Annotated in this window: 19 protein-coding genes and 1 riboswitch; of the genes, 5 read left to right on the forward strand and 14 right to left on the reverse strand. The window is 54.3% G+C overall.

All coding sequences use genetic code 11. From position 1 onward, the window contains the following. From rsmA to lptD, 4 genes are read right to left on the reverse strand one after another with little or no spacing between them, the layout of a single operon-like run. Positions 1-822: a 16S rRNA (adenine(1518)-N(6)/adenine(1519)-N(6))-dimethyltransferase RsmA gene (rsmA, locus tag OGX96_RS01990; RefSeq protein ID WP_003829609.1), complete on the reverse strand. Its 822-nt coding sequence runs from the start codon at positions 820-822 to the stop codon at positions 1-3. Further along, a complete protein-coding gene (gene pdxA / locus OGX96_RS01995) occupies positions 815-1,807 on the reverse strand; it encodes a 4-hydroxythreonine-4-phosphate dehydrogenase PdxA (RefSeq protein ID WP_167820425.1) in 993 nt (330 codons plus the stop codon). The genes rsmA and pdxA overlap by 8 nt, the downstream gene beginning before the upstream one ends. After that, positions 1,807-3,093 (reverse strand): peptidylprolyl isomerase SurA, encoded by a 1,287-nt coding sequence (gene surA, locus OGX96_RS02000; RefSeq protein WP_198802700.1) that lies wholly within the window; start codon positions 3,091-3,093, stop codon positions 1,807-1,809. Before surA ends, pdxA begins: the two co-directional genes overlap by 1 nt. 53 nt (positions 3,094-3,146) lie before the next feature. Further along, positions 3,147-5,507, reverse strand: coding sequence for an LPS assembly protein LptD (gene lptD / locus OGX96_RS02005; RefSeq protein ID WP_079934396.1), 2,361 nt, complete (start codon positions 5,505-5,507; stop codon positions 3,147-3,149). A gap of 379 nt (positions 5,508-5,886) precedes the next feature. Between lptD and djlA the strand changes: the two genes are divergently transcribed. After that, a complete protein-coding gene (gene djlA / locus OGX96_RS02010) occupies positions 5,887-6,702 on the forward strand; it encodes a co-chaperone DjlA (RefSeq protein WP_008786173.1) in 816 nt (271 codons plus the stop codon). Between the two features lie 95 nt (positions 6,703-6,797). Here the strand turns inward: djlA and rluA are convergent, their stop codons facing one another. The 6 genes from rluA to araB all read right to left on the reverse strand — a co-directional run bounded on the left by rluA (position 6,798) and on the right by araB (position 17,018). Next, positions 6,798-7,457: a bifunctional tRNA pseudouridine(32) synthase/23S rRNA pseudouridine(746) synthase RluA gene (gene rluA / locus OGX96_RS02015; protein WP_008786174.1), complete on the reverse strand. Its 660-nt coding sequence runs from the start codon at positions 7,455-7,457 to the stop codon at positions 6,798-6,800. Positions 7,458-7,468: 11 nt separating this feature from the next. Then, a complete protein-coding gene (gene rapA, locus OGX96_RS02020) occupies positions 7,469-10,375 on the reverse strand; it encodes an RNA polymerase-associated protein RapA (protein ID WP_048236149.1) in 2,907 nt (968 codons plus the stop codon). Positions 10,376-10,552: 177 nt separating this feature from the next. Then, positions 10,553-12,904, reverse strand: coding sequence for a DNA polymerase II (gene polB / locus OGX96_RS02025; RefSeq protein ID WP_198802702.1), 2,352 nt, complete (start codon positions 12,902-12,904; stop codon positions 10,553-10,555). A gap of 90 nt (positions 12,905-12,994) precedes the next feature. Further along, positions 12,995-13,690, reverse strand: coding sequence for an L-ribulose-5-phosphate 4-epimerase (gene araD / locus OGX96_RS02030; RefSeq protein WP_048214955.1), 696 nt, complete (start codon positions 13,688-13,690; stop codon positions 12,995-12,997). 105 nt (positions 13,691-13,795) lie between these two features. Beyond that, on the reverse strand, positions 13,796-15,298 hold the full coding sequence (gene araA, locus OGX96_RS02035; RefSeq protein ID WP_003829590.1) for an L-arabinose isomerase: 1,503 nt from the start codon (positions 15,296-15,298) through the stop codon (positions 13,796-13,798). A 10-nt stretch (positions 15,299-15,308) separates the two neighbouring features. Then, the gene (gene araB, locus OGX96_RS02040; protein WP_198802704.1) at positions 15,309-17,018 is read right to left on the reverse strand and encodes a ribulokinase; all 1,710 of its coding nucleotides are present in this window, start codon (positions 17,016-17,018) and stop codon (positions 15,309-15,311) included. Between the two features lie 339 nt (positions 17,019-17,357). Between araB and araC the strand changes: the two genes are divergently transcribed. Continuing rightward, entirely contained in the window at positions 17,358-18,203 is an 846-nt protein-coding gene (araC, locus tag OGX96_RS02045; protein ID WP_003829586.1) for an arabinose operon transcriptional regulator AraC, read from the forward strand. A 119-nt stretch (positions 18,204-18,322) separates the two neighbouring features. Beyond that, the gene (locus tag OGX96_RS02050; RefSeq protein WP_003829584.1) at positions 18,323-19,090 is read left to right on the forward strand and encodes a DedA family protein; all 768 of its coding nucleotides are present in this window, start codon (positions 18,323-18,325) and stop codon (positions 19,088-19,090) included. Positions 19,091-19,187: 97 nt separating this feature from the next. Here the strand turns inward: OGX96_RS02050 and thiQ are convergent, their stop codons facing one another. The 4 genes from thiQ to sgrR all read right to left on the reverse strand — a co-directional run bounded on the left by thiQ (position 19,188) and on the right by sgrR (position 24,296). Further along, on the reverse strand, positions 19,188-19,886 hold the full coding sequence (gene thiQ / locus OGX96_RS02055; RefSeq protein ID WP_198802706.1) for a thiamine ABC transporter ATP-binding protein ThiQ: 699 nt from the start codon (positions 19,884-19,886) through the stop codon (positions 19,188-19,190). Continuing rightward, the gene (gene thiP, locus OGX96_RS02060) at positions 19,870-21,480 is read right to left on the reverse strand and encodes a thiamine/thiamine pyrophosphate ABC transporter permease ThiP (RefSeq protein ID WP_198802708.1); all 1,611 of its coding nucleotides are present in this window, start codon (positions 21,478-21,480) and stop codon (positions 19,870-19,872) included. The genes thiQ and thiP overlap by 17 nt, the downstream gene beginning before the upstream one ends. Beyond that, positions 21,456-22,439 carry a thiamine ABC transporter substrate binding subunit gene (gene thiB / locus OGX96_RS02065; protein WP_008786184.1) on the reverse strand — a complete coding sequence of 328 codons (984 nt, stop codon included), beginning with the start codon at positions 22,437-22,439 and terminating at the stop codon, positions 21,456-21,458. Before thiB ends, thiP begins: the two co-directional genes overlap by 25 nt. Before the next feature lie 30 nt (positions 22,440-22,469). Next, positions 22,470-22,593: riboswitch (TPP riboswitch) on the reverse strand. Positions 22,594-22,640: 47 nt separating this feature from the next. After that, the gene (sgrR, locus tag OGX96_RS02070; protein WP_198802710.1) at positions 22,641-24,296 is read right to left on the reverse strand and encodes an HTH-type transcriptional regulator SgrR; all 1,656 of its coding nucleotides are present in this window, start codon (positions 24,294-24,296) and stop codon (positions 22,641-22,643) included. A gap of 99 nt (positions 24,297-24,395) precedes the next feature. On the opposite strand from sgrR, the gene sgrT reads away from it, so the two are divergent. Both sgrT and OGX96_RS02080 read left to right on the forward strand, forming a co-directional pair. Continuing rightward, positions 24,396-24,524 carry a glucose uptake inhibitor SgrT gene (gene sgrT / locus OGX96_RS02075; RefSeq protein WP_003829577.1) on the forward strand — a complete coding sequence of 43 codons (129 nt, stop codon included), beginning with the start codon at positions 24,396-24,398 and terminating at the stop codon, positions 24,522-24,524. A gap of 108 nt (positions 24,525-24,632) precedes the next feature. After that, the gene (locus tag OGX96_RS02080) at positions 24,633-25,811 is read left to right on the forward strand and encodes a sugar efflux transporter (RefSeq protein ID WP_003829576.1); all 1,179 of its coding nucleotides are present in this window, start codon (positions 24,633-24,635) and stop codon (positions 25,809-25,811) included. Positions 25,812-25,844 lie beyond the last annotated feature (33 nt).

Consider the following 25,844-nt stretch of genomic DNA (forward strand, 5'->3'; position numbering starts at 1 on the left):
TTAACTCTCCTTCGATGGCGCGTTTTCTGACAGATAGTTAGCCATCCGGCAGTATTGCGCGACAGAGATATTTTCCGCTCGCATCGCCGGATCAATGCCCAGCTCTGTCAGTACTTCAACGCTAAACAGGTTGCCGAGACTGTTACGTACCGTTTTACGGCGCTGATTAAACGCTTCGGTGGTAATACGGCTCAGCACACGAACATCTTTAACCGGGTACGGCATCGTCGTATGAGGCACCAGACGCACAACGGCTGAATCAACTTTAGGCGCTGGCGTAAATGCGGAAGGCGGTACTTCAAGTACCGGGATCACATTGCAGTAATACTGCGCCATGACGCTTAATCGACCATACGCTTTACTGTTTGGCCCTGCAACCAGACGATTCACCACCTCTTTTTGCAACATGAAATGCATGTCGGCAATGGCATCAGTATAGGAAAAAAGATGGAACATGAGCGGCGTGGAGATGTTGTACGGCAGGTTGCCGAATACGCGCAGCGGCTGCCCCATCGTTTGTGCCAGTTCGCCGAAGTTCATGGTCATGGCATCTTGCTGATAAATCGTCAGCTTAGGCCCTAAAAACGGGTGTGTCTGTAGGCGTGCTGCCAGATCGCGGTCGAGTTCAATGACCGTGAGCTTGTCCAGACGTTCGCCTACTGGTTCGGTCAATGCCGCCAGGCCCGGGCCGATTTCGACCATAGCCTGACCTTTCTGCGGGTTGATAGCAGAGACAATACTTTCGATCACAAACTGATCGTTGAGGAAGTTCTGCCCGAAACGTTTACGGGCTAAATGGCCCTGATGGACTCGATTATTCATTGGTATTAACAATCATTTTGATGGCGAGATTAAGCGCCGTAATAAAACTGCCGACATCTGCTTGTCCACGGCCCGCGAGTTCAAGTGCGGTGCCGTGATCGACGGATGTGCGAATAAAGGGCAGGCCCAGCGTGATATTCACACCGCGACCAAATCCCTGGTATTTTAGCACGGGGAGACCCTGATCGTGGTACATTGCCAGCACGGCATCCGCGTGGTCGAGATATTTGGGCTGAAACAGCGTATCTGCGGGCAGCGGACCGTTTAATTTCATTCCCTGCGCACGCAGTTCATCGAGTACCGGAATGATGGTATCTATCTCTTCCGTTCCCATATGACCGCCTTCACCAGCATGCGGGTTAAGACCGCACACCAGAATATGCGGATCGGCAATGCCGAACTTGGTGCGTAAATCATGATGCAAAATGCCGATCACTTCCTGAAGCAGGGCGGGCGTAATGGCGTCGGCAACGGCTCTGAGCGGCAAATGCGTGGTTGCCAGGGCAACGCGCAGCTCTTCGGTCGCCAGCATCATAACAACTTTCTTTGCCTGTGAGCGCTCTTCAAAAAACTCGGTATGTCCGGTAAACGGGACGCCAGCGTCATTGATAACGCCCTTGTGAACCGGGCCGGTGATCAGCGCCGCAAACTCACCTTGCAGACAGCCATCGCAGGCGCGAGCCAGCGTATCCACCACATATTGCCCGTTTTTTACCGCCAACTGACCCGCGACAACAGGTGCCCGCAGCGCAATCGGTAACAGCGTCAATGTGCCTGCTGATTGCGGTTTGGCTGGGGTATCTGGAGAGTAGGGGAGGAGTGAAAGCGGTAAACCGAGCATCGCTGCCCGGTCATTGAGGAGTGCTGCATCCGCACAGACAACAAGTTCTACAGGCCAATCGCGCTGGGCGAGCTGAACCACCAGGTCCGGGCCAATCCCGGCGGGTTCGCCGGGAGTGATAACAACGCGTTGAGCACGAGTCATTAGTTGCTCAGAACTTTAACGTAAGCGCTGGCGCGCTGTTCCTGCATCCAGGTTGCTGCTTCTTCCGAGAATTTACGGTTCATCAGCATACGGTAAGCTCTGTCTTTCTGCGCTGCGTCAGTTTTATCAACGTTACGCGTATCCAGCAGTTCGATCAGATGCCAACCGAAAGAGGAGTGCACCGGGGCGCTCATCTGGCCTTTGTTAAGTTTGGTCAGCGCATCGCGGAAAGCAGGGTCGAAAATATCCGCTGCAGCCCAGCCCAGATCGCCGCCCTGGTTGGCAGAGCCTGGATCCTGAGAAAACTCTTTAGCGGCTGCCGCGAAGGTAGTTTTACCGCTCTTAATATCTGCCGCGATTTGTTCCAGCTTCAGACGTGCCTGCTGATCGGTCATGATCGGCGACGGCTTAAGCAGAATGTGGCGAGCATGAACTTCAGTCACGGAGATGCTCTGGCTTTGGCCACGCATATCGTTGACTTTCAGGATGTGGAAGCCGACACCGGAACGAATTGGGCCAATGATATCGCCTTTTTTCGCAGTGCTTAACGCCTGGGCAAAGATACCCGGCAGCTCCTGAATACGTCCCCAACCCATCTGACCGCCTTTCAGCGCCTGCTGGTCAGCAGAATAAGTAATAGCCAGTTTGCCGAAATCACTACCGTTACGCGCTTCATCAACAACCGAGCGCGCCTGGCTTTCAGCCGCGTTAACCTGGTCGGACGTTGGGTTTTCTGGTAATGGGATCAGAATGTGGCTCAGGTTCAGCTCGGTGCTGGCATCGTTTTGGTTTCCTACCTGCTGCGCCAGGGCATCCACTTCCTGAGGCAGGATAGTGACGCGACGGCGAACTTCGTTGTTACGCACTTCGGAGATGGTCATCTCTTTGCGGATCTGGCTACGATAGGTTGAATAGCTTAAGCCATCCTGTGCCAGACGGCTGCGCATCTGATCCAGCGTCATGTTGTTCTGCTTGGCGATGTTGGCAATAGCCTGATCCAACTGCTCGTCAGAGATTTTCACCCCCATCTTCTGACCCATTTGCAGGAGGATTTGATCCATGATCAAACGTTCCAGGATCTGATGACGCAGCGTAGCGTCATCCGGTAATTGCTGACCTGCCTGACCTGCATTCAGTTTTACTGACTGCATTAAGCCATCGACGTCGCTTTCCAGAACGACGCCGTTATTGACGACGGCTGCAACTTTATCGACTACCAGTGGGGCAGCGAAACTGGTATTCGCGATCATGGCGATACCGAGAAGCAGCGTTTTCCAGTTCTTCATACTTTTTCCATTTCAATTAACCGCAATGCGGATTACGTTGTAAATCAATCAGATCATAAAGAGCTTTGATACGGCAAAATGTTCGAACGCAGCATTTGGTTGGTGCCGAGACCGTAGTTGGAGCTCAGACCGCGCAGTTCGATATTAAAGCCGATCGTGTTGTCATAAATCGCGTGTTGCTGGGTATTATCCCAACCGTTCAGCTTACGCTCGTAGCCGAAGCGAATGGCGTAACAGCAGGAGTTGTACTGTAAGCCCAGCATTGAATCTGCTTCTTTGTTCACGTTGGTATCGAAGTAGTAAGCGCCAACAATCGACCAACGCTCAGCAATTGGGAAGCTTGCCACCGCGCCCACCTGCGAAATCCCGTTTTTATACTGATCTGCCGTAGAGTAGTAAGACGGTAGAGTAGCCTGGATATATTCCGGGCTGGCGTAACGGTAATTCAACTGCAGCATCCGGTTTTCATCGCGACGGTATTCGATACTGCTATTGCTGGTTGCGATGCTATCCAGACGCGTGTCGTACTGGATCCCACTGCGTAAACCCCAGCGATCGGAGATACGCCAGTAGGTGTCGCCCGCCCATACCAGTGAACCCGTTTTGTCGTCATTCTCCCATTTAATGTTGTCATCGCCGGTGCGAGACTCGGTGAAATAGTAGATTTGACCCACAGAAATATTAAAACGTTCAACGGCAGCGTCATCATAAACGCGAGATGTGACCCCGGTCGTCACCTGGTTGGCAGAAGCAATACGGTCCAGACCGCCATAAGTACGGTCACGGAACAGGCCGCTGTAGTCAGATTGCAGCAAGGATGAGTCATAGTTATAGATATGACTTTGGTCGCGATACGGTACGTACAGGTACTGCGCGCGCGGCTCCAGCGTCTGGGTATAGCCCGGTGCCAGCATTTGCATGTCGCGCTCGAATACCATTTTGCCGTCAACTTTAAACTGCGGCATGACGCGGTTGGCTGACTCGTCGAGCTTGTTAACGTTACTCGGGTTGTTGTTGTACCAATCCAGATTGGTCTGCTGATAGTGTGTCGCCAGCAGCTTCGCTTCGGTATTGATACTACCCCAGTTATTCGACAACGGCAGATTGATCGTCGGTTCCAGGTGAACACGCGTTGCTTCCGGCATGTTGTCATTGGTATTGACGAAATGGACCGCCTGGCCATAAATACGGGTATCAAACGGACCAACGTCGTTTTGGTAGTAGTTGACGTCTAACTGCGGCTGCGCAGAGTAGCTATTACTGTTTTGTGCGTCGAAGACCTGGAACTGCTTGGTCGATACCGTAGCGTCAAAGTTTTGTACCGCGTAGCCGACGCTGAATTTCTGCGTGGCGTAGCCGTCGGTACTGGAACCGTATTTATTATCGAAATCGTTAAAGTAGCTGGTGTCGCTGACCTTGGTGTAGTCGACGTTGAAACGCCACACCTGGTCCAGTACACCGGCGTGCTGCCAGTAGAACAGCCAGCGACGTGAATTGTCATCCTTCGGATGTTCGTCCTCGTACACTTTATCGGAATTCAGATAGTCGAACTCCATCAAGCCCGCACCCGCCTGGGTGAGGTAGCGGAATTCGTTCTCCCACATGATCCCGCCACGACGGTGCATATAATGTGGCGTGATGGTGGCGTCCATATTGGGCGCAATGTTCCAGTAATACGGGAGGTAGAACTCAAAATAGTTATTGGTGGAATATTTTGCGTTCGGGATCAGGAAACCGGAACGGCGTTTATCGCCGACGGGTAACTGTAAATAAGGACTATAAAAGACCGGAACCGGACCCAGTTTAAAACGGGCGTTCCAGATCTCCGCGACCTGTTCTTCACGGTCGTGGATAACTTCGCTACCGACGACGCTCCAGGTATCGGAACCTGGCAGACAGGAGGTAAAGCTACCGTTTTCCAGAATGGTATAACGGTTTTCCCCACGCTGTTTCATCAGGTCGGCTTTCCCGCGCCCCTGACGGCCCACCATCTGGTAATCACCTTCCCAGATGTTGGTATCTTTGGTATTCAGATTGGACCAACCCTTTGGCCCCTTCAGAATAACCTGATTGTCGTCATAATGGACATTGCCCAACGCATCGACGGTACGTACTGGCTCCGGCTGGCCTTCAGCCTGCTTCTGATGAAGCTGTACTTCGTCGGCCTGCAGGCGGCTGTTACCCTGTGCGATATCCACGTTGCCGGTAAACACCGCGTCATCGGGATAATTCCCTTTTGCGTTGTCGGCATTGATGGTGACGGGTAACTCATTAGTCTCGCCCTGTACCAGAGGACGGTCATAGCTCGGTACGCCCAGCATACACTGTGAGGCGAGATCGGCTGCCAGGCCCTGATGGCTATAGAGGGCGCTGGCAATCATGGTGGCCAGAAGAGTGGGAATACGTTTTTTCATACGTTGTATTTATTGTTCCATCATCAGTAGCGTCGCGCGTGACAAACGGTCACAGCCTAACTTATCTCATCTTCACTTCGCTAGTATTAATCCTGCCCATTTTATACCCGCCACCTTTCAAGCTGCATCTTCGTTGTCTTCCTCGTTCACCCCAGTCACTTATATGGGTAAGCTCCAGGGGACTCACTACGTTGCCGCCTTGCTGCAACTCGAAATCCAACGGGTATAGCGTTTGTGGTGTTAGGCACGGCATTGAATGACAGGTATGATAATGCAAATTATAGGCGATGTCCCACAATTGACCGCAGCCGTAAATCGGTAAAAGCACCTTATATTGTGGGACATAGCCTGGCTGAGAGCGGAAAGATTTGGGGAGTCTATGCAGTATTGGGGAAAGATAATTGGTGTAGCCGTGGCCTTAATGATGGGCGGCGGCTTCTGGGGTGTGGTTCTGGGGCTGTTAGTTGGCCACATGTTCGACAAAGCCCGCATGCGCAAAATGGCGTGGTTTGCCAACCAACGTGAACGCCAGGCGCTGTTTTTTGCCACCACTTTTGAGGTGATGGGACATCTGACCAAATCCAAAGGTCGCGTCACGGAAGCTGATATACATATCGCCAGCCAGTTGATGGATCGGATGAATTTGCACGGTGACTCGCGAACGGCTGCACAACATGCCTTCCGGGTAGGAAAATCGGATAATTACCCATTACGTGAAAAGATGCGTCAGTTTCGCAGCGTCTGTTTTGGGCGATTCGATCTGATCCGCATGTTTCTGGAGATTCAGATCCAGGCGGCATTTGCCGATGGGTCGTTGCATCCTAACGAACGTGAAGTGCTTTATGTGATTGCTGAAGAGTTGGGGATCTCACGCACCCAATTTGATCAGTTCCTGCGCATGATGCAGGGCGGCGCACAGTTTGGCGGCGGATATCAGCAGCAGTCTGGCGGCGGTGGCTGGCAGCAGGCGCAACGCGGCCCGACGCTGGAAGACGCCTGTAATGTGCTGGGTGTGAAAACGACCGACGATGCGACCACCATCAAGCGGGCTTACCGTAAGCTGATGAGCGAGCACCATCCGGACAAACTGGTTGCGAAAGGTCTGCCGCCAGAGATGATGGAAATGGCGAAGCAAAAAGCGCAGGAAATCCAAAAAGCTTACGAGCTGATTAAGGATCAAAAAGGATTCAAGTGATTGAATTGCCGGATGCAGCTAGCGCCTTATCCGGCCTACGTTAATGAATGTAGGCCGGGCAAGCGAAGCGCCCCCGGCATAAATTGGCTCAGAATTTAAAAATCCGCCGGGACTTTAAACGTCATACTGTTGCCGTATTCGGGATGCGTGATGGTTAACATCTCTGCATGCAGCAACAGGCGTGGCGCTAACGCCAGAGCTTCCGGCGGAGCATAGAAGCGGTCGCCCAGGATAGGATGCCCTAAAGCCAGCATATGCACACGCAGCTGGTGGGAGCGTCCGGTAATGGGCTTGAGCACTACCCGGGCGGTGTTATCCGCCGCGAACTCCACAACTTCATACTCGGTCTGCGCCGATTTCCCGGTCTCATAACACACTTTTTGCTTTGGCCTGTTCGGCCAGTCGCAAATCAGTGGTAAATCAACCAGACCCTCGGCCGGAGCAGGATGCCCCCAGACGCGTGCGACATACTGTTTTTTCGGTTCGCGCTCGCGAAACTGGCGTTTTAGCTCGCGCTCTGCCGCTTTGGTTAGCGCGACTACAATCACGCCGCTGGTTGCCATATCCAGACGATGCACGGATTCAGCCTGCGGATAATCGCGCTGAATACGCGTCATCACGCTGTCTTTGTGCTCATCCAGACGACCTGGCACAGACAACAAGCCGCTCGGCTTGTTGACCACCATAATGTGGTCATCCTGATACAGGATGACCAGCCAGGGCTCCTGCGGCGGATTGTAGTTTTCCATCCCCATGTATGGCTCCGTTACTGATGCGTCACGACGATCAAGCGCAGGGCATCGAGACGCCAGCCCGCCTGATCCAGGCTTTCCATCACCTGCTGACGGTTGCTTTCAATTGCGCTAAGTTCGTCATCACGGATGTTCGGGTTAACGGCACGCAGCGCTTCGAGACGGGAAAGTTCTGCCGTCAGCTTCTCGTCAGCTTCTTTACGCGCTGCGTCGATCAGCGCGCGGGCTGATTTTTCCACCTGCGCTTCACCGAGTTGCAGAATGGCATGAACATCCTGCTGCACGGCGTTGACCAGTTTGCTGCCGGTGTGGCGGTTAACGGCGCTGAGCTGACGGTTAAAGGTTTCGAACTCAACCTGTGCAGCAAGGTTATTGCCGTTTTTATCCAGCAGCATGCGTACCGGCGTTGGTGGCAGGAAGCGGTTTAGCTGCAGTTGTTTCGGCGCTTGCGCTTCAACAACATAGACCAGCTCAACCAGCAGTGTACCAACAGGTAATGCTTTGTTTTTCAACAACGAAATAGTGCTGCTTCCGGTGTCGCCGGAGAGGATCAGATCCAGACCATTGCGGATCAGCGGATGCTCCCAGGTAATAAATTGTGCATCTTCACGCGACAGGGCGACATCGCGCTCGAACGTAATGGTGCAGCCATCTTCCGGCAGCCCAGGAAAATCCGGCACCAGCATATGATCGGACGGCGTCAGCACGATTAAATTGTCGCCACGGTCATCCTGATTAATACCGACGATATCAAACAGGTTCATGGCGAAGGCGATCAGGCTGGTATCGTCGTCCTGTTCTTCAATACTCTCAGCCAGCGCCAGTGCTTTTTCGCCGCCGTTAGAGTGGATCTCCAGCAGGCGATCGCGACCTTGCTCTAGCTGTGCTTTCAGCGCGTCATGCTGTTCGCGGCAGGTTTTGATCAGATCGTCAAAGCCCTCGGTATTTTCTGGTTCAGCCAGGTAGCCGATCAGATTGTTATAGACCGTGTCATAGATAGTACGGCCGGTCGGACAGGTGTGTTCGAACGCATCCAGACCTTCGTGGTACCAGCGCACCAGCACAGATTGCGCGGTTTTTTCCAGGTACGGAACGTGAATCTGAATATCATGCGCCTGACCAATACGGTCCAGACGGCCAATACGCTGTTCCAGCAGATCCGGGTTGAACGGCAGGTCAAACATCACCAGATTGCTGGCGAACTGGAAGTTACGCCCTTCGGAGCCGATTTCAGAACACAGCATTACCTGGGCGCCGCTATCTTCTTCGCTAAACCATGCTGCGGCGCGGTCACGCTCAATGATCGACATCCCTTCATGGAATACGGCAGCGCGGATACCTTCGCGCTCGCGCAGAACCTGCTCCAGCTGAAGCGCGGTGGTGGCTTTTGCACAGATAACTAATACTTTTTGCGAGCGGTGGCTGGTCAGGTAGCCCATCAGCCATTCCACGCGCGGGTCAAAGTTCCACCAGGTGCCGGTGTCACCTTCGAATTCCTGATAAATCTGTTCCGGGTAAAGCATGTCGCGTGCCCGGTCTTCTGCACTTTTACGCGCGCCCATAATGCCGGAGACTTTAATCGCCGTCTGGTATTGGGTCGGCAGCGGCAGCTTGATGGTATGCAGCTCGCGTTTCGGGAAGCCTTTCACACCGTTACGGGTGTTACGGAACAGCACACGGCTGGTGCCATGGCGGTCCATCAGCATCGAAACCAGCTCCTGACGCGCGCTCTGGGCGTCTTCGCTGTCGCTGTTTGCCGCCTGCAATAGCGGCTCAATGTCCTGCTCGCCAATCATGTCGCCTAACATGTTCAGCTCATTGTTACTCAGCTTGTTACCAGCCAGCAGCATGGCGACGGCGTCGGCGACCGGACGATAATTTTTTTGCTCTTCAACAAACTGGGCGAAATCATGGAAACGGCTCGGGTCCAGCAGGCGCAGGCGTGCAAAGTGACTTTCCATGCCCAGCTGCTCCGGTGTAGCGGTTAGCAGCAGGATGCCCGGCACACGTTCTGCCAGCTGTTCAATGGCCATATATTCGCGGCTGGGCGCGTCTTCGCTCCACACAAGGTGATGGGCTTCATCGACAATCAGCAGATCCCACTCGGCGTCACACAGGTGCTCCAGACGTTGTTTATTACGACGGGCAAAGTCCAGCGAGCAGATGACCAGTTGTTCGGTTTCAAACGGGTTGTAGGCGTCGTGCTGCGCTTCTGCATAACGCTCATCATCAAACAGTGCAAAACGCAGGTTGAAGCGGCGCAGCATTTCGACCAGCCACTGGTGCTGTAATGTCTCCGGGACGATGATCAGCACGCGCTCTGCGGCGCCGGACAGCAGTTGTTGATGCAGGATCATCCCGGCTTCAATGGTTTTACCTAAACCCACTTCATCTGCCAGTAAAACGCGAGGGGCATGACGACGGCCAACATCATGGGCAATGTTCAGTTGGTGAGGAATCAGGCTGGTACGTTGACCACGCAACCCACTCCACGGCATACGGTATTGTTCGCTCTGAAATTTACGGGCGCGATAGCGCAGAGCAAAGCGATCCATGCGGTCAATCTGGCCGGCAAACAGGCGATCTTGCGGTTTGCTGAATACCAGTTTGCTGTCGAGCAGTACTTCACGCAGCATGACACCGGTTTCTTCGGTATCCAGGCGGGTTCCGATATAGGCAAGCAGGCCGTTTTCTTCTTTTACTTCATCGACATGCAGTTGCCAGCCTTCATGGCTTGTTATCGTATCGCCAGGATTGAACATCACGCGGGTCACGGGGGAATCACTGCGCGCATACAGACGGTTTTCGCCCGTCGATGAGAAAAGTAAAGTGACGGTTCGCGCATCCATGGCGACAACAGTACCAAGTCCCAATTCGCTTTCTGTATCGCTGATCCAGCGTTGACCAAGTGTAAAAGGCATATATGTTCGGCTCTATATCTTTAATTGCAGGCAATACTCGTCATTTTCCGGGCTAATCCCCGTTATTGAGAGCATACGACCCCGCTACCAGGCTAATAAATCAGTGGTAGTGGTGTTAAATGGGTCCAGGAATGGAAAGGGCGCTATGGTACTGGATGGCGGCGGTTTCGTCACGCGTCAAAATAACCCCAGTTGTCCTGTGAGTAGTGTAGCAAAATTATCGTCAATAAAGGGAAGAATTCCCTCGGCAACGGGTTGGATCTGGCGGGTCAGATAATGCTCGTAGTCGAGCACAGATAGCTGATAATCAACAGGTTCTGGGCCATTGACCGTCCAGACATATTTTATGGTTCCGCGATTCTGATACTGCGGTGGACGCCCCAGTTTTACATTCTGCTCATCGGCAAGTCGCGCGGCACGAACGTGTGGTGGAACATTTCGCTGGTATTCGCTTAACGGGCGGCGCAGGCGCTTGCGGTACACCAGTTGTTCATCCATTTCACCGGCCATCAGACGGGCAATAGTCTCGCGAACAAACTCCTGATAAGGTTCGTTACGAAAAATTCGCAGGTATAGCTCCTGCTGAAACTGTTGGGCCAGCGGCGTCCAGTCGGTTCGTACCGTTTCCAGTCCCTTAAACACCATACGTTGCTCAGCACCGTCCTGAATCATCCCCGCATAGCGTTTTTTACTGCCGGTATCTGCACCGCGAATGGTCGGCATCAGAAAGCGACAAAAATGGGTTTCAAATTCCAGCTCCAGCGCGCTGGTCAGATTTTGTTGCTTCAGCGATTGCGCCCACCAGGTGTTGACATAGCTCACCAGTTCCCGACCAATTCGGGCTGCATCGTCTTCTGAGTGCGCCTTTTTCAGCCAGACAAAGGTGGAATCGGTATCGCCATAAATGACATCGTAACCCTGAGCCTCAATTAACGCTTTGGTCTGGCGCATGATCGCATGGCCGCGCATGGTAATGGACGAGGCCAGTCTCGGGTCGAAAAAGCGACAGGCGGTGGTGCCCAGCACGCCGTAAAATGCGTTCATGATGATTTTCAACGCCTGCGAGAGTGGCTTATTGCCGCGGCGTTTTGCTTCTTCGCGCCCGTGCCAGATCTGTGTAACGATTTCAGGCAGGCAGTGCTTTTCGCGTGAAAACCAGGCGTCAAGGAAACCTTCGGTGCTGTGTTCCGGATCCGGCTGCGCCATCCCTTCGATAAGCCCCACCGGATCGATTAAAAAAGTACGAATTATTGAGGGATACAGGCTTTTGTAATCCAGCACCAGTACGGAGTCGTACAATCCCGGGCGCGAGTCCATCACATAGCCGCCGGGACTGGCGTGCGCGGGGACTTCACCCAGATTCGGCGCCACATAACCCGCCCGGTGCATTCGTGGCAGGTAGAGATGTCCGAAGGCGGCAACTGAACCACCGTGCCGGTCGACCGGCAGACCGTTGACCGTCGATCGTTCCAGCAGAAATGGCATGATCTCGGTTTTGTGAAAAATGCGCGTGACCAACTCACAGTCTTTGAGATTGTAGGTGGCAAGCGCGGGCTTATCCTGGGCAAATCGACGGTCGATTTCGTCCATTCTGTCCCACGGATTATCAATCGACTTCCCTTCGCCAAGCAGCTCTTGCGATACCGTTTCCAGTGAAAATGACGAGAAATTCCAGAACGCGGATTTTAGCGCCTCAATACCGTCGATAATCAGGCGCCCCTTAGCCTGAGCGAAGAATACGCCGTTCTTGAAGCCATGCTCGCGCCACTCAAGCTCGCTGCTATCGCGACCAAAACGCAGGGGAATGCGGTAACGTTCGGCGTGCTTTTGCAGGACGCGTAAATCGAATTGCACGACGTTCCAGCCGATTATCACATCAGGATCGTGACGGGCAATCCAGTCATTGAGTTTTTCCAGCAACTGCGGGCGGCTTGCAACGTACTCAAGTTCAAAATCAAGCGTAGAGGCGTCGCCGTTTGCCGGGCCGAGCATATAGACAATACGCTGCCCGCAGCCTTCAAGGCCGATGCAATAGAGTTCGCCGTGGCGCGTGGTTTCAATATCCAGCGATAACCATTTTAGCGGTGGTCGATAGTCAGGGTTCGGCTTCAGGCGGGCATTCACCAGCATGTCATTATGTCTGTCGCCTTCGACCCAAACAGGGGAGGTGATAAAGCGCTCCATCAGATACCGCTCAGGTGGGCGTACATCGCCCTCATAGACGGTGACTGCGTTTTCGCGCAGCAGTTTTTCCAACCGCATGAGCTGGCGATGTGAGCGGCAATACAGGCCGGAAACAGGATTGCGGTGGAAGTCTTTCAATTGCAGCGATTTCAGGCGATAGCCGTTTTCAGTGCGTAATAATGACATTACGCGAGGAACCTGACTGGTGGGAATAAACGCGACCGACTCCTGAGGCGCGAGCGTGACCTGCAGCGGCCCATCGTCTGTAGCCAGCCAGAATGAGACCTCAGTTCCCTGCGGGGTGTCCCGCCAGTGCCGGGTTAAAATAAAACCTGCTTGCGCCACGCTGCGTATCCGTCAAAAAACCAGGCATTATTATAGCCTGGTTCTGATAGATTAGCTGTGATTTTATACAGTTGTCATGCTCAGAAGAGGTTACTGCCCGTAATACGCTTTTGCACCGTGTTTGCGCAGGTAGTGTTTATCTAGCAGGGTTTGCTGCATATCCGGTAATTGCGGCGCGAGCTGGCGGCAGAAAATCCCCATATAGGCGACTTCTTCCAGCACGATGGCGTTATGCACCGCATCTTCGGCATTTTTTCCCCAGGCAAATGGACCGTGAGAGTGCACCAGCACGCCAGGCATCTGTGCGGCGTCAATACCTTGTTTTTCAAAGGTTTCAACGATTACGTTACCGGTTTCCCATTCATATTCGCCGTTGATTTCTTCGTCGGTCATTTTGCGTGTGCAGGGAATCGAACCGTAGAAATAGTCCGCATGGGTGGTCCCCGTTGCCGGAATCGACTGACCCGCCTGTGCCCAGATGGTTGCATGGCGCGAATGGGTGTGAACAATGCCGCCAATGGTCGGGAACGCCTGATACAGCAAACGGTGTGTTGGGGTATCTGAGGAAGGTTTCTTCGTACCTTCTACAACTTCACCCGTGGCGATACTGACTACCACCATATCGTCGGCGGTCATTACGCTGTAATCGACTCCCGAAGGTTTAATCACAAACACGCCGCGCTCGCGATCGACGGCGCTGACGTTCCCCCAGGTCAGGGTGACCAGATTGTGCTTAGGCAACGCCAGATTGGCTTCCAGTACCTGACGTTTGAGATCTTCTAACATGATGCTCTCCGATGAATCTTGCCGGATGGCGCTACGCTTATCCGGCCTACAAATCGCACATTCTTGTAGGCCGGATAAGGTGTTTACGCCGTCATCCGGCAGTTGTTAACGTTTGAAGCCGTAATACACTTCGTTCCAGCGCAGCGCGTCCTTAAAGGCCGGCAGGCGGGTATCGTTATCGATCACCGCGATCTCGATATCGTGCATTTCAGCGAACTGACGCATGTCGTTCAGATCCAGCGCGTGGCTGAACACGGTGTGGTGCGCGCCACCGGCCAGGATCCAAGCTTCAGAAGCGGTTGGCAGATCCGGTTGAGCTTTCCATAGCGCGTTAGCGACAGGCAGTTTTGGCAGGGAGTGCGGCGTTTGTACCGTGTCGATGCAGTTAACCAGCAGGCGATAGCGATCGCCGAGATCGATCAGGCTGGCAACCACTGCCGGGCCGGTTTTGGTGTTGAAGATCAGACGGGCAGGATCGTCTTTACCACCAATGCCGAGGTGCTGTACGTCGAGGATCGGTTTCTCTTCCACCGCGATGGACGGGCACACTTCCAGCATGTGCGAGCCGAGCACCAGATCGTTGCCTTTCTCGAAGTGGTAGGTGTAATCCTCCATAAATGAGGTGCCGCCCTGCAGACCGGTTGACATCACCTTCATGATGCGAAGCAGAGCGGCGGTTTTCCAGTCGCCTTCGCCCGCAAAACCGTAGCCTTGCTGCATCAGACGCTGTACGGCCAGACCAGGGAGCTGTTTCAGGCCGTGTAAATCTTCAAATGTGGTGGTGAAGGCGTGGAATCCGCCCTGTTCCAGGAAGCGCTTCATCCCCAGTTCAATACGGGCCGCTTCCAGGACATTCTGACGTTTTTCACCGTGGACTTGCGTCGCCGCCGTCATGGTATAGGTGCTTTCGTACTCATCGATTAGCGCGTTGATTTCACCGTCGCTAATTGCGTTCACTACCTGCACCAGATCGCCCACGGCCCAGGTGTTTACCGAGAAGCCGAACTTGATCTGCGCAGCGACTTTATCGCCATCGGTGACCGCAACTTCACGCATGTTGTCGCCAAAACGGCAGACTTTCAGGTGGCGGGTATCTTGTTTGGACACGGCCTGGCGCATCCAGGAGCCAATGCGTTCGTGCGCTTGTTTATCCTGCCAGTGACCGGTGACCACGGCATGCTGCTGACGCATACGCGCGCCGATGAAGCCGAACTCACGACCGCCGTGCGCAGTCTGGTTCAGGTTCATAAAGTCCATATCAATGCTGTCCCACGGCAGGGCGGCATTGAACTGGGTGTGGAACTGCATCAGCGGCTTGTTGAGGATAGTCAGACCGTTAATCCACATTTTGGCCGGGGAGAAGGTATGCAGCCAGACCACCATCCCTGCACAGCGATCGTCGTAATTCGCGTCACGACAGATAGCGGTAATCTCATCAGGGGAAGTGCCCAGCGGTTTTAATACCAGCTTGCAGGGCAGTTTGGCTTCAGTATTCAGTGCGTTAACGACATGCTCGGCATGTTGGGTTACCTGACGCAGGGTTTCAGGGCCATACAGATGCTGGCTACCAATCACAAACCACACTTCATAGTTATCAAAAATCGTCATTGTCGTGTCCTTAATGTGTCAGGGTTGCCAGGTCTACCGGGGCTTGTTGCGCCGGAGCGGCAGTCGGAAGGTATTGCTGTTCAGCGCTTACTGCCCACTGCTGATAGCGGCGGTAAAGCTGTTCAAAACGTTGAGCCTGCTCTGGGCGAGGTTGCAGCGTGTTTTCCACGGCGCTTGCCATCTGCTGCTGAGCGGCAGGGATATCGGCGTGTACTTTCGCGGCAACGGCGGCGAAGATAGCCGCACCGAGCGCGCAGCACTGGTCTGAAGCGACAATTTGTAGCGGACGGTTCAGCACGTCACAGCAGGCCTGCATGATGACCGGGTTCTTGCGCGCGATACCGCCAAGCGCCATCACGTTGTGAACCGCAATGCCTTGTTCGGTGAAGCATTCCATAATGGCGCGCGCGCCAAAGGCAGTGGCGGCAATCAGACCACCGAACAGCGCTGGCGCGTCGGTTGCCAGGTTCAGATCGGTAATCACCCCTTTCAAACGCTGGTTGGCATTGGGCGTACGGCGACCGTTGAACCAGTCGAGCACGACCGGCAGGTGATCCAGCGACGGATTTTTCGCCCATGCTTCGGTGAGTGCAGGCAGCAGCTGTTTTTGACTGGCTTTAATCTGGGTCTGCAGTTCCGGATGCTGTGCGGCAAGCTGTTCCAGCGGCCAGCTCAGCACGCGGCTAAACCAGGCATAGATATCGCCGAATGCAGACTGACCAGCTTCGAGGCCAATAAAATTAGGCACCACGCTGCCATCAACCTGGCCGCAAATGCCTTTCACCGCACGCTCGCCAACGCTTTGCTTGTCGGCAATCAGAATGTCGCAGGTTGACGTGCCGATGACTTTTACCAGCGTGTTAGGCTGTGCACCTGCGCCGACCGCGCCCATATGGCAGTCAAAAGCGCCGCCTGCAATCACCACACTCTCCGGTAGCCCCAGACGCTGTGCCCACTCGGCGCACAGGGTGCCAACCGGCAGATCCGCGGTGAAGGTATCGGTAAACATTGGGTATTGCAGATGGCGGTTGAGGATGGGGTCGAGTTCGTCAAAGAAACTGGCTGGCGGCAGACCACCCCAGCTTTCATGCCACAGAGATTTATGCCCGGCGCTGCAGCGACCGCGACGAATATCCTGTGGGCGTACGGTGTTGGAGAGCAGGGCCGGAACCCAGTCGCATAGCTCAATCCACGAAACCGCAGCCTCGGCAACTGCGTGGTCCTGACGAGTGACATGCAGGATTTTGGCCCAGAACCATTCGCTGGAATAAATGCCGCCGATATAGCGGGAGTAATCGATCTTGCCCTGTGTATGGCACAGGCGGGTGATTTCTTCGGCTTCTTCTACTGAGGTGTGATCTTTCCACAGGACAAACATCGCATTCGGGTTTTCCGCGAACTCCGGACGCAGCGCCAGTACATTACCGTCTGCATCGATGGGTGCCGGGGTTGAGCCGGTACTGTCAACGCCAATACCGACCACTTCCGCGCACTGCTCAGCGCTCAGTTCGGCCAGTACGGTTTTCAGCGCCGCTTCCATGGATTCAATGTAGTCGCGCGGATGATGGCGAAACTGGTTGTTTGGGCCATCGCAATACTGCCCTTCCTGCCAACGTGGGTACCACTCAACGCTGGTGGCGATCTCTTCGCCGGTGGCACATTCCACCGCCAAAGCGCGTACTGAATCACTACCAAAATCGAGGCCAATTGCAATCGCCATCGTCTTACTCCATCCAAAAATACGGGTATGGATAAACAGTAGTGAGTAGCGATAAAAACCGTCAGGCAGGATCCGCTAATCTTATGGACTAAAATGCTGTGGCATCACAAAGTGTGACGCTGTGCAAATAATCAATGTGGACATTTCTGCCGTAGTTATAGACACTTTTGTTAGCCGATTTTGACGTTGGCGTAGTACATGTTTTTTACAAAGAGCTTTTCACAAGCGGGGTTGGTGGTCCATTGCCGCAAATACAGCGGCCCGCAGGGGCGACAGCGATGATGTCTGGCGTAATATGGACAAATTGTTTCTTGGCAGGACGTAGGGAGTATTGAAATTATGGCTGAAACGCAAAACGATCCCCTGTTGCCAGGTTATTCGTTTAACGCGCATTTGGTGGCCGGATTAACCCCCATTGAGGCGAACGGATACCTGGATTTTTTTATCGACAGGCCGCTGGGTATGAAGGGTTATATCCTCAATCTCACCATCCGTGGCGAAGGGGTTATCAATAATCAGGGCAAGCAATTTGTCTGCCGGCCTGGCGATATTCTGTTGTTTCCACCTGGAGAAATTCACCACTACGGGCGCCATCCTGATGCCAGCGAGTGGTATCACCAGTGGGTTTACTTTCGTCCGCGCGCCTACTGGCAGGAGTGGCTGACCTGGCCGGCCATTTTTGGGCAGACCGGCTTTTTCCGCCCGGATGAAGCACATCAGCCGCATTTTAACGAGCTGTTTGGGCAAATAATTAACGCCGGGCAGGGAGAAGGTCGTTATTCCGAACTGCTGGCGATTAATTTACTGGAGCAGTTGTTGCTCCGACGTATGGAAGCCATCAATGAATCGCTACACCCGCCCATGGACAACCGCGTCCGCGATGCCTGCCAGTACATCAGCGATCACCTGGCGGACAGCAATTTTGATATCGCCAGCGTCGCGCAGCACGTCTGCCTGTCGCCTTCCCGTTTGTCGCATCTGTTCCGTCAGCAGTTGGGGATCAGCGTATTAAGCTGGCGCGAGGACCAGCGCATCAGCCAGGCGAAGTTACTGCTGAGTACCACACGTATGCCTATCGCCACCGTAGGTCGCAATGTTGGTTTTGACGACCAGCTCTATTTCTCTCGTGTTTTCAAAAAATGTACCGGTGCCAGTCCGAGCGAGTTTCGCGCTGGATGTGAATAAAAAGTGAATGATGTATCCTGAAAGTTGTCATAACTCGCAATCTATTCAGACAATTGATGGCTTGACGAAGTTGAGAGGGGTTATCAAAATCCCTGCTTCGTAAATTTGACGGACACATTATGCAAGCATTGCTGGAACACTTTATTCTCCAGTCCGCCCTGTACTCTCTGATCGCCGTACTTCTGGTGGCTTTTTTGGAGTCGCTGGCGCTGGTTGGTCTGATTCTGCCCGGGACCGTGATGATGGCGGGGTTGGGCGCGCTGATTGGCAGCGGCGAACTGAACTTCTGGCATGCCTGGCTTGCGGGCATTGTCGGCTGCCTGTTGGGGGACTGGATCTCCTTCTGGTTGGGCTGGCGCTTTAAAAAGCCGCTGCACCGTTGGTCATTCATGAAAAAGAACAAGGCGCTGCTGGATAAAACCGAGCACGCCCTGCATCAACACAGCATGTTTACTATTCTGGTGGGGCGTTTTGTCGGACCGACGCGCCCGCTGGTGCCGATGGTAGCAGGCATGCTGGATCTGCCTGTCGCTAAATTTATCGTCCCGAATATTATTGGCTGCGTGCTGTGGCCACCGTTCTACTTCCTGCCGGGGATCCTGGCGGGAGCGGCAATTGATATCCCTTCTGATATGCAGAGCGGGGATTTTAAATGGTTGCTGCTGGCGACGGCGGTGTTGCTCTGGGTGGGCGGCTGGTTTTGCTGGCGGCTATGGCGTAGTGGCAAAGCGGCTGTTGATCGCTTAACGGCGTATTTCCCCCGCAGCCGTTTGCTGTATCTGGCGCCGTTAACGCTCGGGATCGGCGTGGTCGCGCTGGTGGCGTTACTACGCCATCCGCTGATGCCGGTGTATATCGACATTCTGCGTAAGGTTGTAGGTTACTGACGATACCTTTGCCGGATGGCGGCTTCACCTTATCCGGCCTACAAAATGTGCGACCTACAGGCCGGATAAGGCGTTCACGCCGTCATCCGGCAACGCATTATGCTTTAATTCCCAATAGCGCCGAGGCGCTGGCGTTGCCGCTTAACAGATCGTCCGTTTTGCCCTGCCACGCGATGCGCCCATCGGCGACCACAATCGAGCGGGACGCAATTCGCGCCGCATCTTCTACGCTGTGAGAAACCATCAGCAACGTCAGCTGCTTCTCGCGACAGACTTCGGCGACCAGCGTTAGCATCTCCTGGCGCAGCGCGGGATCGAGCGCTGAGAACGGTTCATCAAGCAGTAAAATAGGTTGTTCTCGCACCAGACAACGCGCCAGCGCCACGCGCTGCCGCTGCCCGCCGGAAAGCTCACCGGGGAGGCGTTCCAGCAGAGAGTCGAGTCCCATTTGTTGAGCGATGTGGTGCATTTTCTCCCGCTGCGATGCGTTCAGCTTCAATCCCGGATTCAGGCCCAGGCCGATGTTTTGCTGTACGCTCAGATGGCTGAACAGGTTATTTTCCTGAAACAACATGGAAACGGGACGGCGTGAGGGAGGCGTGGTGGTGTGATCTTCACCGTCAATCATCATGGTACCGCTGGCAGGCGTGAGAAAGCCGGCAATCAGATTCAGCAGCGTACTTTTCCCGGCGCCGCTGGGCCCGAGTACAGCTATTTGCTCACCGCGCGCGACCGACAGCGTAAAGCGCATAGGCAAATGGTGATAAAGCCATGTGATATCAATCAGTTTTAACATTTTGACCCGGCAATTTCTCAATAACGGTAAACAGCGTAAAGCACAGGATCAGCAGTAATAACGCCGTAACCGCGCCATCCTGACTGCGATAAGAGCCAATCTGCTGATATAAATAAAACGGCAGGGTACGGAAATCCTCATTACCAAATAATGCCACTACGCCAAAATCGCCGATCGACAGGACGCAGGCAAACGCCATCGCCTGCGCCAGCGGGCGCTTCAGGGCGCGCAGTTCAACCACTTTCAGGCGCGACCATCCCTCAATGCCCAACGACTGGCACAACATACTGTAGCGCGCAGTGACGTCACGCATTGGGTTTTCCAGTACCTTCAGTGCATAAGGGATCGCCATCAGCGCATTGGTAAAAATGACAATGCCGTCGGCAGATTCAGGAAGACCAATGGTGTTATTGAGCAGCAGAAAGAAGCCGGTTGCCAGCACGATGCCCGGCATGGCGAGGATCATCATGCCGCTCAACTCCAGCATCTGACCTGCCAGCAGTTGCTGTCGGGCACGAAGTTCACGACTGCTCCATAACAGCATCATAGTGAGCACGACGCATAACGCTCCTGCTGCTAATGCGATGCGCAGCGAGGTTCCCAGCGCCTGCCACAGCACTGGCTGCATCAGTACATCCAGAACATGGCGGTTTAAGCCATCGACAATCACCGCCAGCAACGGCGGCAGTAACAGCAACAGGGCAAGAATAATCAGGATTGCGTCAGCCAGTCGGCTGTGCAGGCGATCGTCGGGATCGCGCCAGCCTTGTACCAGGGTAGCACCGGGAGCAATCGCCCGGCTCAGACGTTGACTGAGGAGCACCAGCGCCAAACAACAAACCATCTGGATCAACGCCAGCATGGCTGCGCGGGCAGGATCGTAATCAAAATTCAGCGCCTGGTAGATAGCCAGCTCGATGGTGGTGGCCTGTGGCCCGCCGCCCAGCGACAGAACGGTGGCGAAGCTGGCGAAGCACAGCATAAAGATGAGTGCCGCGACGGGCAGGATCTGACGACGCAGCCACGGCCATTCAACAAAACGGAAGAAATGCCAGCCACGCATACCCAACTGAGCGGCTAACTGCCGCTGTTCGCCGGGAATATTCTCCAGCGACTGTAACAGCAGGCGGCTGGCCATCGGCAGATTGAAAAAGACATGCGCCAGCAGAATGCCCTGCAAACCGTATGGCGAAAACGTCCACTCCAGCCCGAATGTATGCCAGAGCGAGGCCAGCCAACCCTGGCGGCCGTAGACGCTAAGAATACCGAATACCGCGACCAGCACTGGCAGGATTAACGTCATCGCGCACAGGCGCAGCAGCGCCAGACGTCCTGGAAAACGGCGACGATAGAGCGCTCTGGCAAGGAAAATCGCCGGGACAACCGACAGCACAGCGGATAAAAAAGCCTGCCAGAAAGAAAAGCGCACCACGTGCCACAGGTAGTCGTCTTGCCACAGCAAGAGCCATTCTCCCTGCGGGGCGTTAAACCACAGTGCCAAAAATGCGGCCAGGGCAACGGCCACCATCAGCGTGGCGGCGGTAAGCCCTGGAACCAGCCAGCCGGGGATTAGCGGCTGACGGCGCGTTGCCATTCGCTAATCCATGCCTGACGCTGGGCCGCAACCTGCTGCGGCGTAAATTCCAGCGCGGTGGCCGGTTTATTCAGTTGCTCGAATCCTGGCGGTAGGGCGACTTGCGTCACGGGATACATCCAGTTGCCGGTCGGAATCGCATTCTGGAATGCCGGGGATACCATAAACTTCAGGAATTTCTCGGCCAGTTCCGGCTGCTTGCTGGCCGCGGTACGGGCGGCGACTTCCACCTGCAAATAATGGCCTTCGCTAAAGTCGGCTGCGGCGTAGTTGTCTTTTTTATCGGCGATGATGTGATAGGCCGGAGAGGTGGTGTAGCTGAGCACCAGATCGCTTTCACCTTTCAGGAACAGGCCGTAGGCTTCGCTCCAGCCCTTGGTGACGGTGACGGTTTTTGCCGCCAGCTTCTGCCACGCCTCTGGCGCTTTATCGCCATAGACTTTCTGCATCCATAGCAGCAGACCCAATCCCGGCGTGCTGGTACGCGGATCCTGATAAATGACGCGCCATTTTTGGTCGCTCTCTACCAGTTCTTTCAGGCTTTTGGGCGGATTCTTCAGCTTGTTCTTATCATAAACGAAGGCGAAATAGCCGTAGTCAAACGGAACGAAGGTATCGTTTTTCCAGCCCCCGGGTACGTTAACGGCGTCGTTTGCAACACCACTTTTGGCAAACAGTTTGGTTTGCGTGGCCGCTTCCAGCAGGTTGTTATCCAGACCCAGCACGACGTCGGCTTTGCTGTTTTTTCCTTCCATGCGCAAGCGGTTAAGCAGCGAGACGCCATCTTCCAGCGCGACCAGTTTTAGCTCGCAGTTGCAGTCAGCTTCAAAGGCTTTTTTGATTGTCGGGCCCGGGCCCCAGTCAGCTGCGAACGAGTCGTAGGTATAGACGGTCAGTACAGGTTTAGCGAAGGCAGGCGCTGCGCACAGCAGTAAAAGCGGAAGACATTTTTTAAACACTTTGCACCTCAAGAGTTGGGTGGCAAAGGACTTGAGATAAGCCTCAAATCCCTTCGCCGGCATTATCCGGATCAGGTTCGACGGGTATCTCTCAGCCCATACACAGATCGAATGATTTTGTGTATGTTTTTATTTAGCACCCCGTTGAGAACGGCGTTAGTGTAGTGATTTTGTTGCCGGGCAGCAATTAAGAGCTGGCTCTTATGGATCCGGCGGAGCAAACCACGCCGATTTAAAATCAAACCAGCCGAGGGTATTCATGCGCAGCCCGCGCATACTGCGCTGTCCCTGAATGATCAGCCAGTGGTGGATTAATGGCACAATGGCCTTTGTGGCGAGCAACTGTTGGCACCATGCTGCCAGGCTCATTTCGCCCGTTCGCCAGCGAGCCGCATCGTTTTCCCAGTCCCGCGAGATACAGTTTTGCAGCAAAGGGACTTCGCACAAATGGGCGAACAATGAGAAGTCCAGCGGGAGGGTAAAGTTGGCGCTGTTGAGCCAGATATCGCTGACGATTTCACCTGCATGCCATTGATCGTAGTCGATCTCCTGAATATTCAACTGTACCTGATGCTGCGCCAGCAACGTTTTCATGATCTGCGCGATAATCCGGTGTTCGATATGATCGCGATAGTAGGTGATCGTCAGCGTTTCCAGCCCGGCGGGTTTTTCACCATGGCCAGGTTTGGCGTGATGCCAGCGGGGAAGCAAACCGTAGGCGGGAAACCACAACCGCTGGTACTGTTCATCGGCGTGGCAGATTAAATTCGTTGGCGAGAGAACGCGGCTTGCCCACTCGCGAACCTCCTGGTTCGCGCCACGGTGGCTACGCGCATCAAACAACAGGTAGTAGCAACCTTCTTCGAGGCGGCTTTCGATCGCCTTTTCATCCTCTGTTGGACCTTTTAGCGTCAACCCGCCGCCAGGCTCTTCTCCGATGTCGGGTAATACCCAAACGTTAACTTCGTCAATCAGCGCCCGGTAGCCAAAGTAATCATCAAATGCATGAATTTTCAGTTGGTTATTGGTATTGCGCATTACCGCATACGGACCGGTACCAATCGGGCGGCTGGAAAAGTTGTTTAGCGTTTCCCATTCTCGCGGCAGGATCATGGCGGGGACCTGCCCCAATAGCCAGGGAAGCCAGCGATCTGGCTGGGCCAGATGGATATCCAGCGTCCAGGCCGTGGGGGAGACGATCTGCGTGATGTGTGAGTACAGCGGCAGGGCGTTAATGCGCCTCAGCGAGGCGATAACATCTTCCATTTCCAGCTCGCGGCCATGATGAAAATGGATCCCCGGGCGCAGGAAGAATCGCCAATGCAAAGGTGAAATTTGCTGCCAGTGATGGGCAATGTCCGCTTCCAGTTCCCCATTTTCCTCATTTACCCGAATTAAGGCACTGAAGATTTGGCGGGCGATATGGGTTTCGGAGCGGCGTAATGCCGTACCGGGGAGCAGGTTGTGCATCGGGCGATAATAGAGAACGCGCATGATATGCCGACCCTGGCGAAAGCTGCGGCCCAAGTGGGAGACCAGCATTTGCCGGACGGCCGTTTTGTCACCGACAAGCTGCACTAGTTGATCGATGCGATCCTGTTCCAGTAGGTCTTCCGCGCGCTGCTGCTGGAGCGCCAGCCCGGTATAGAGGAATGTCAGTCGCGAGCGTTTGCCTCGTCCAACTTCAGCTTCCCACGTTAACCAGCCACGATCCTGCATGGTATTAATCAGCGTACGCATATGGCGGCGCGAGCAGCTCAGCAGATCCGCCAGCTCGTTGAGCGTCGTTTCTTGCGTCTTGCCGTCACAGCATTGCCACAGACGGATGAACTGTTGTTGCAAACGACCAGAAGACATAAAAGGGGAACTCCTGCGGAAAACTCAGCAATTTTATAATCCCTATATTAAGCCAATAATAGATTCCGATGAAGCGATGAGACAACGAAGGGGTCATCTATGCGTCAGTTCTGGTTGAAGTACTTTACCGCGACAGAAAAATCGTCCTGGTTGGCTTGCCCGAGCGCCCCGCAGCGCTTAAAGATGCTCGAAGAGCTGATGCAGTGGGAGATGACATCTGACTCCTGAATTGAAAATTGCAGACATCATGTGTGACTGAGTATTGGTGTTAATCGCCGCGCCAGCAGGTATCATCTGCTGGCTTTTTTCGTTTCAGCTGCGCTTAAAAGGAAAGATATGCTCTGGATTATGACCATGGGACGGCGCCTCAACGGCGTTTACGCGGCATTTATGCTGGTCGCTTTTATGATGGGCGTGGCGGGGGCATTGCAGGCACCCACGCTGAGTCTGTTCCTGAGCCGTGAAGTCGGGGCGCAGCCATTTTGGGTCGGGCTGTTTTACACCGTCAATGCGATTGTCGGGATCGTCGTCAGCCTTGGCCTCGCGAAACGATCCGACAGCCAGGGCGATCGACGTAAGTTGATCATGTTCTGCTGCCTGATGGCAATTGGCAATGCGTTGCTGTTTGCCTTTAATCGTCACTATCTTACGCTGATCACCTGCGGTGTGCTGCTGGCCTCGCTGGCGAACACCGCCATGCCGCAGCTGTTTGCGCTGGCGCGGGAATATGCTGATAACTCCGCGCGTGAAGTAGTGATGTTTAGCTCGGTGATGCGTGCGCAGCTTTCACTGGCCTGGGTAATTGGCCCACCGCTGGCTTTTATGCTGGCGCTGAATTACGGCTTTACGGCGATGTTTTCCATTGCCGCAGGGATTTTTGCCATTAGCCTGGTGCTGATTGCGCTGATACTGCCGTCAGTTGCTCGGGTGGAGCAGCCTGTAGACGTGCCGCTGGAACAGACCGGCGGTTGGCAGGACAAAAATGTACGCATGTTGTTTATTGCCTCCACTCTGATGTGGACCTGCAACACCATGTACATCATCGATATGCCGCTGTGGATAAGCCTCGAACTGGGCTTGCCGGACAAGCTGGCCGGGATTCTAATGGGGACGGCGGCTGGACTGGAAATTCCGGCGATGATTCTTGCGGGCTATTACGTGAAGCGCTTTGGCAAACGGCGAATGATGATCGCGGCCGTAGCGGCAGGTGTGCTGTTTTATCTTGGTTTGATCTTCTTTCACAGCCGTACGGCGCTGCTGGTGCTGCAACTGTTTAACGCGGTATTTATCGGTATTATCGCCGGGATAGGCATGCTGTGGTTTCAGGATCTGATGCCCGGACGTGCGGGATCAGCGACCACATTATTTACCAACAGTATTTCAACGGGAGTCATTCTGGCAGGGGTGATTCAGGGGGCTGTTGCGCAAAGCTACGGTCACTATGCCGTCTATTGGGTGATTGCGGTGATTTCGGTGGTGACGCTGTGGATGACCGGGCGGGTGAAGGATGTTTAGTCCGGTGCAGTCCCGGCGTTGCAGTGCCCGACC

It is taken from the genome of Citrobacter sp. Cpo100 (assembly GCF_030332595.1).
In the GTDB taxonomy this organism is placed as follows: domain Bacteria; phylum Pseudomonadota; class Gammaproteobacteria; order Enterobacterales; family Enterobacteriaceae; genus Citrobacter; species Citrobacter portucalensis.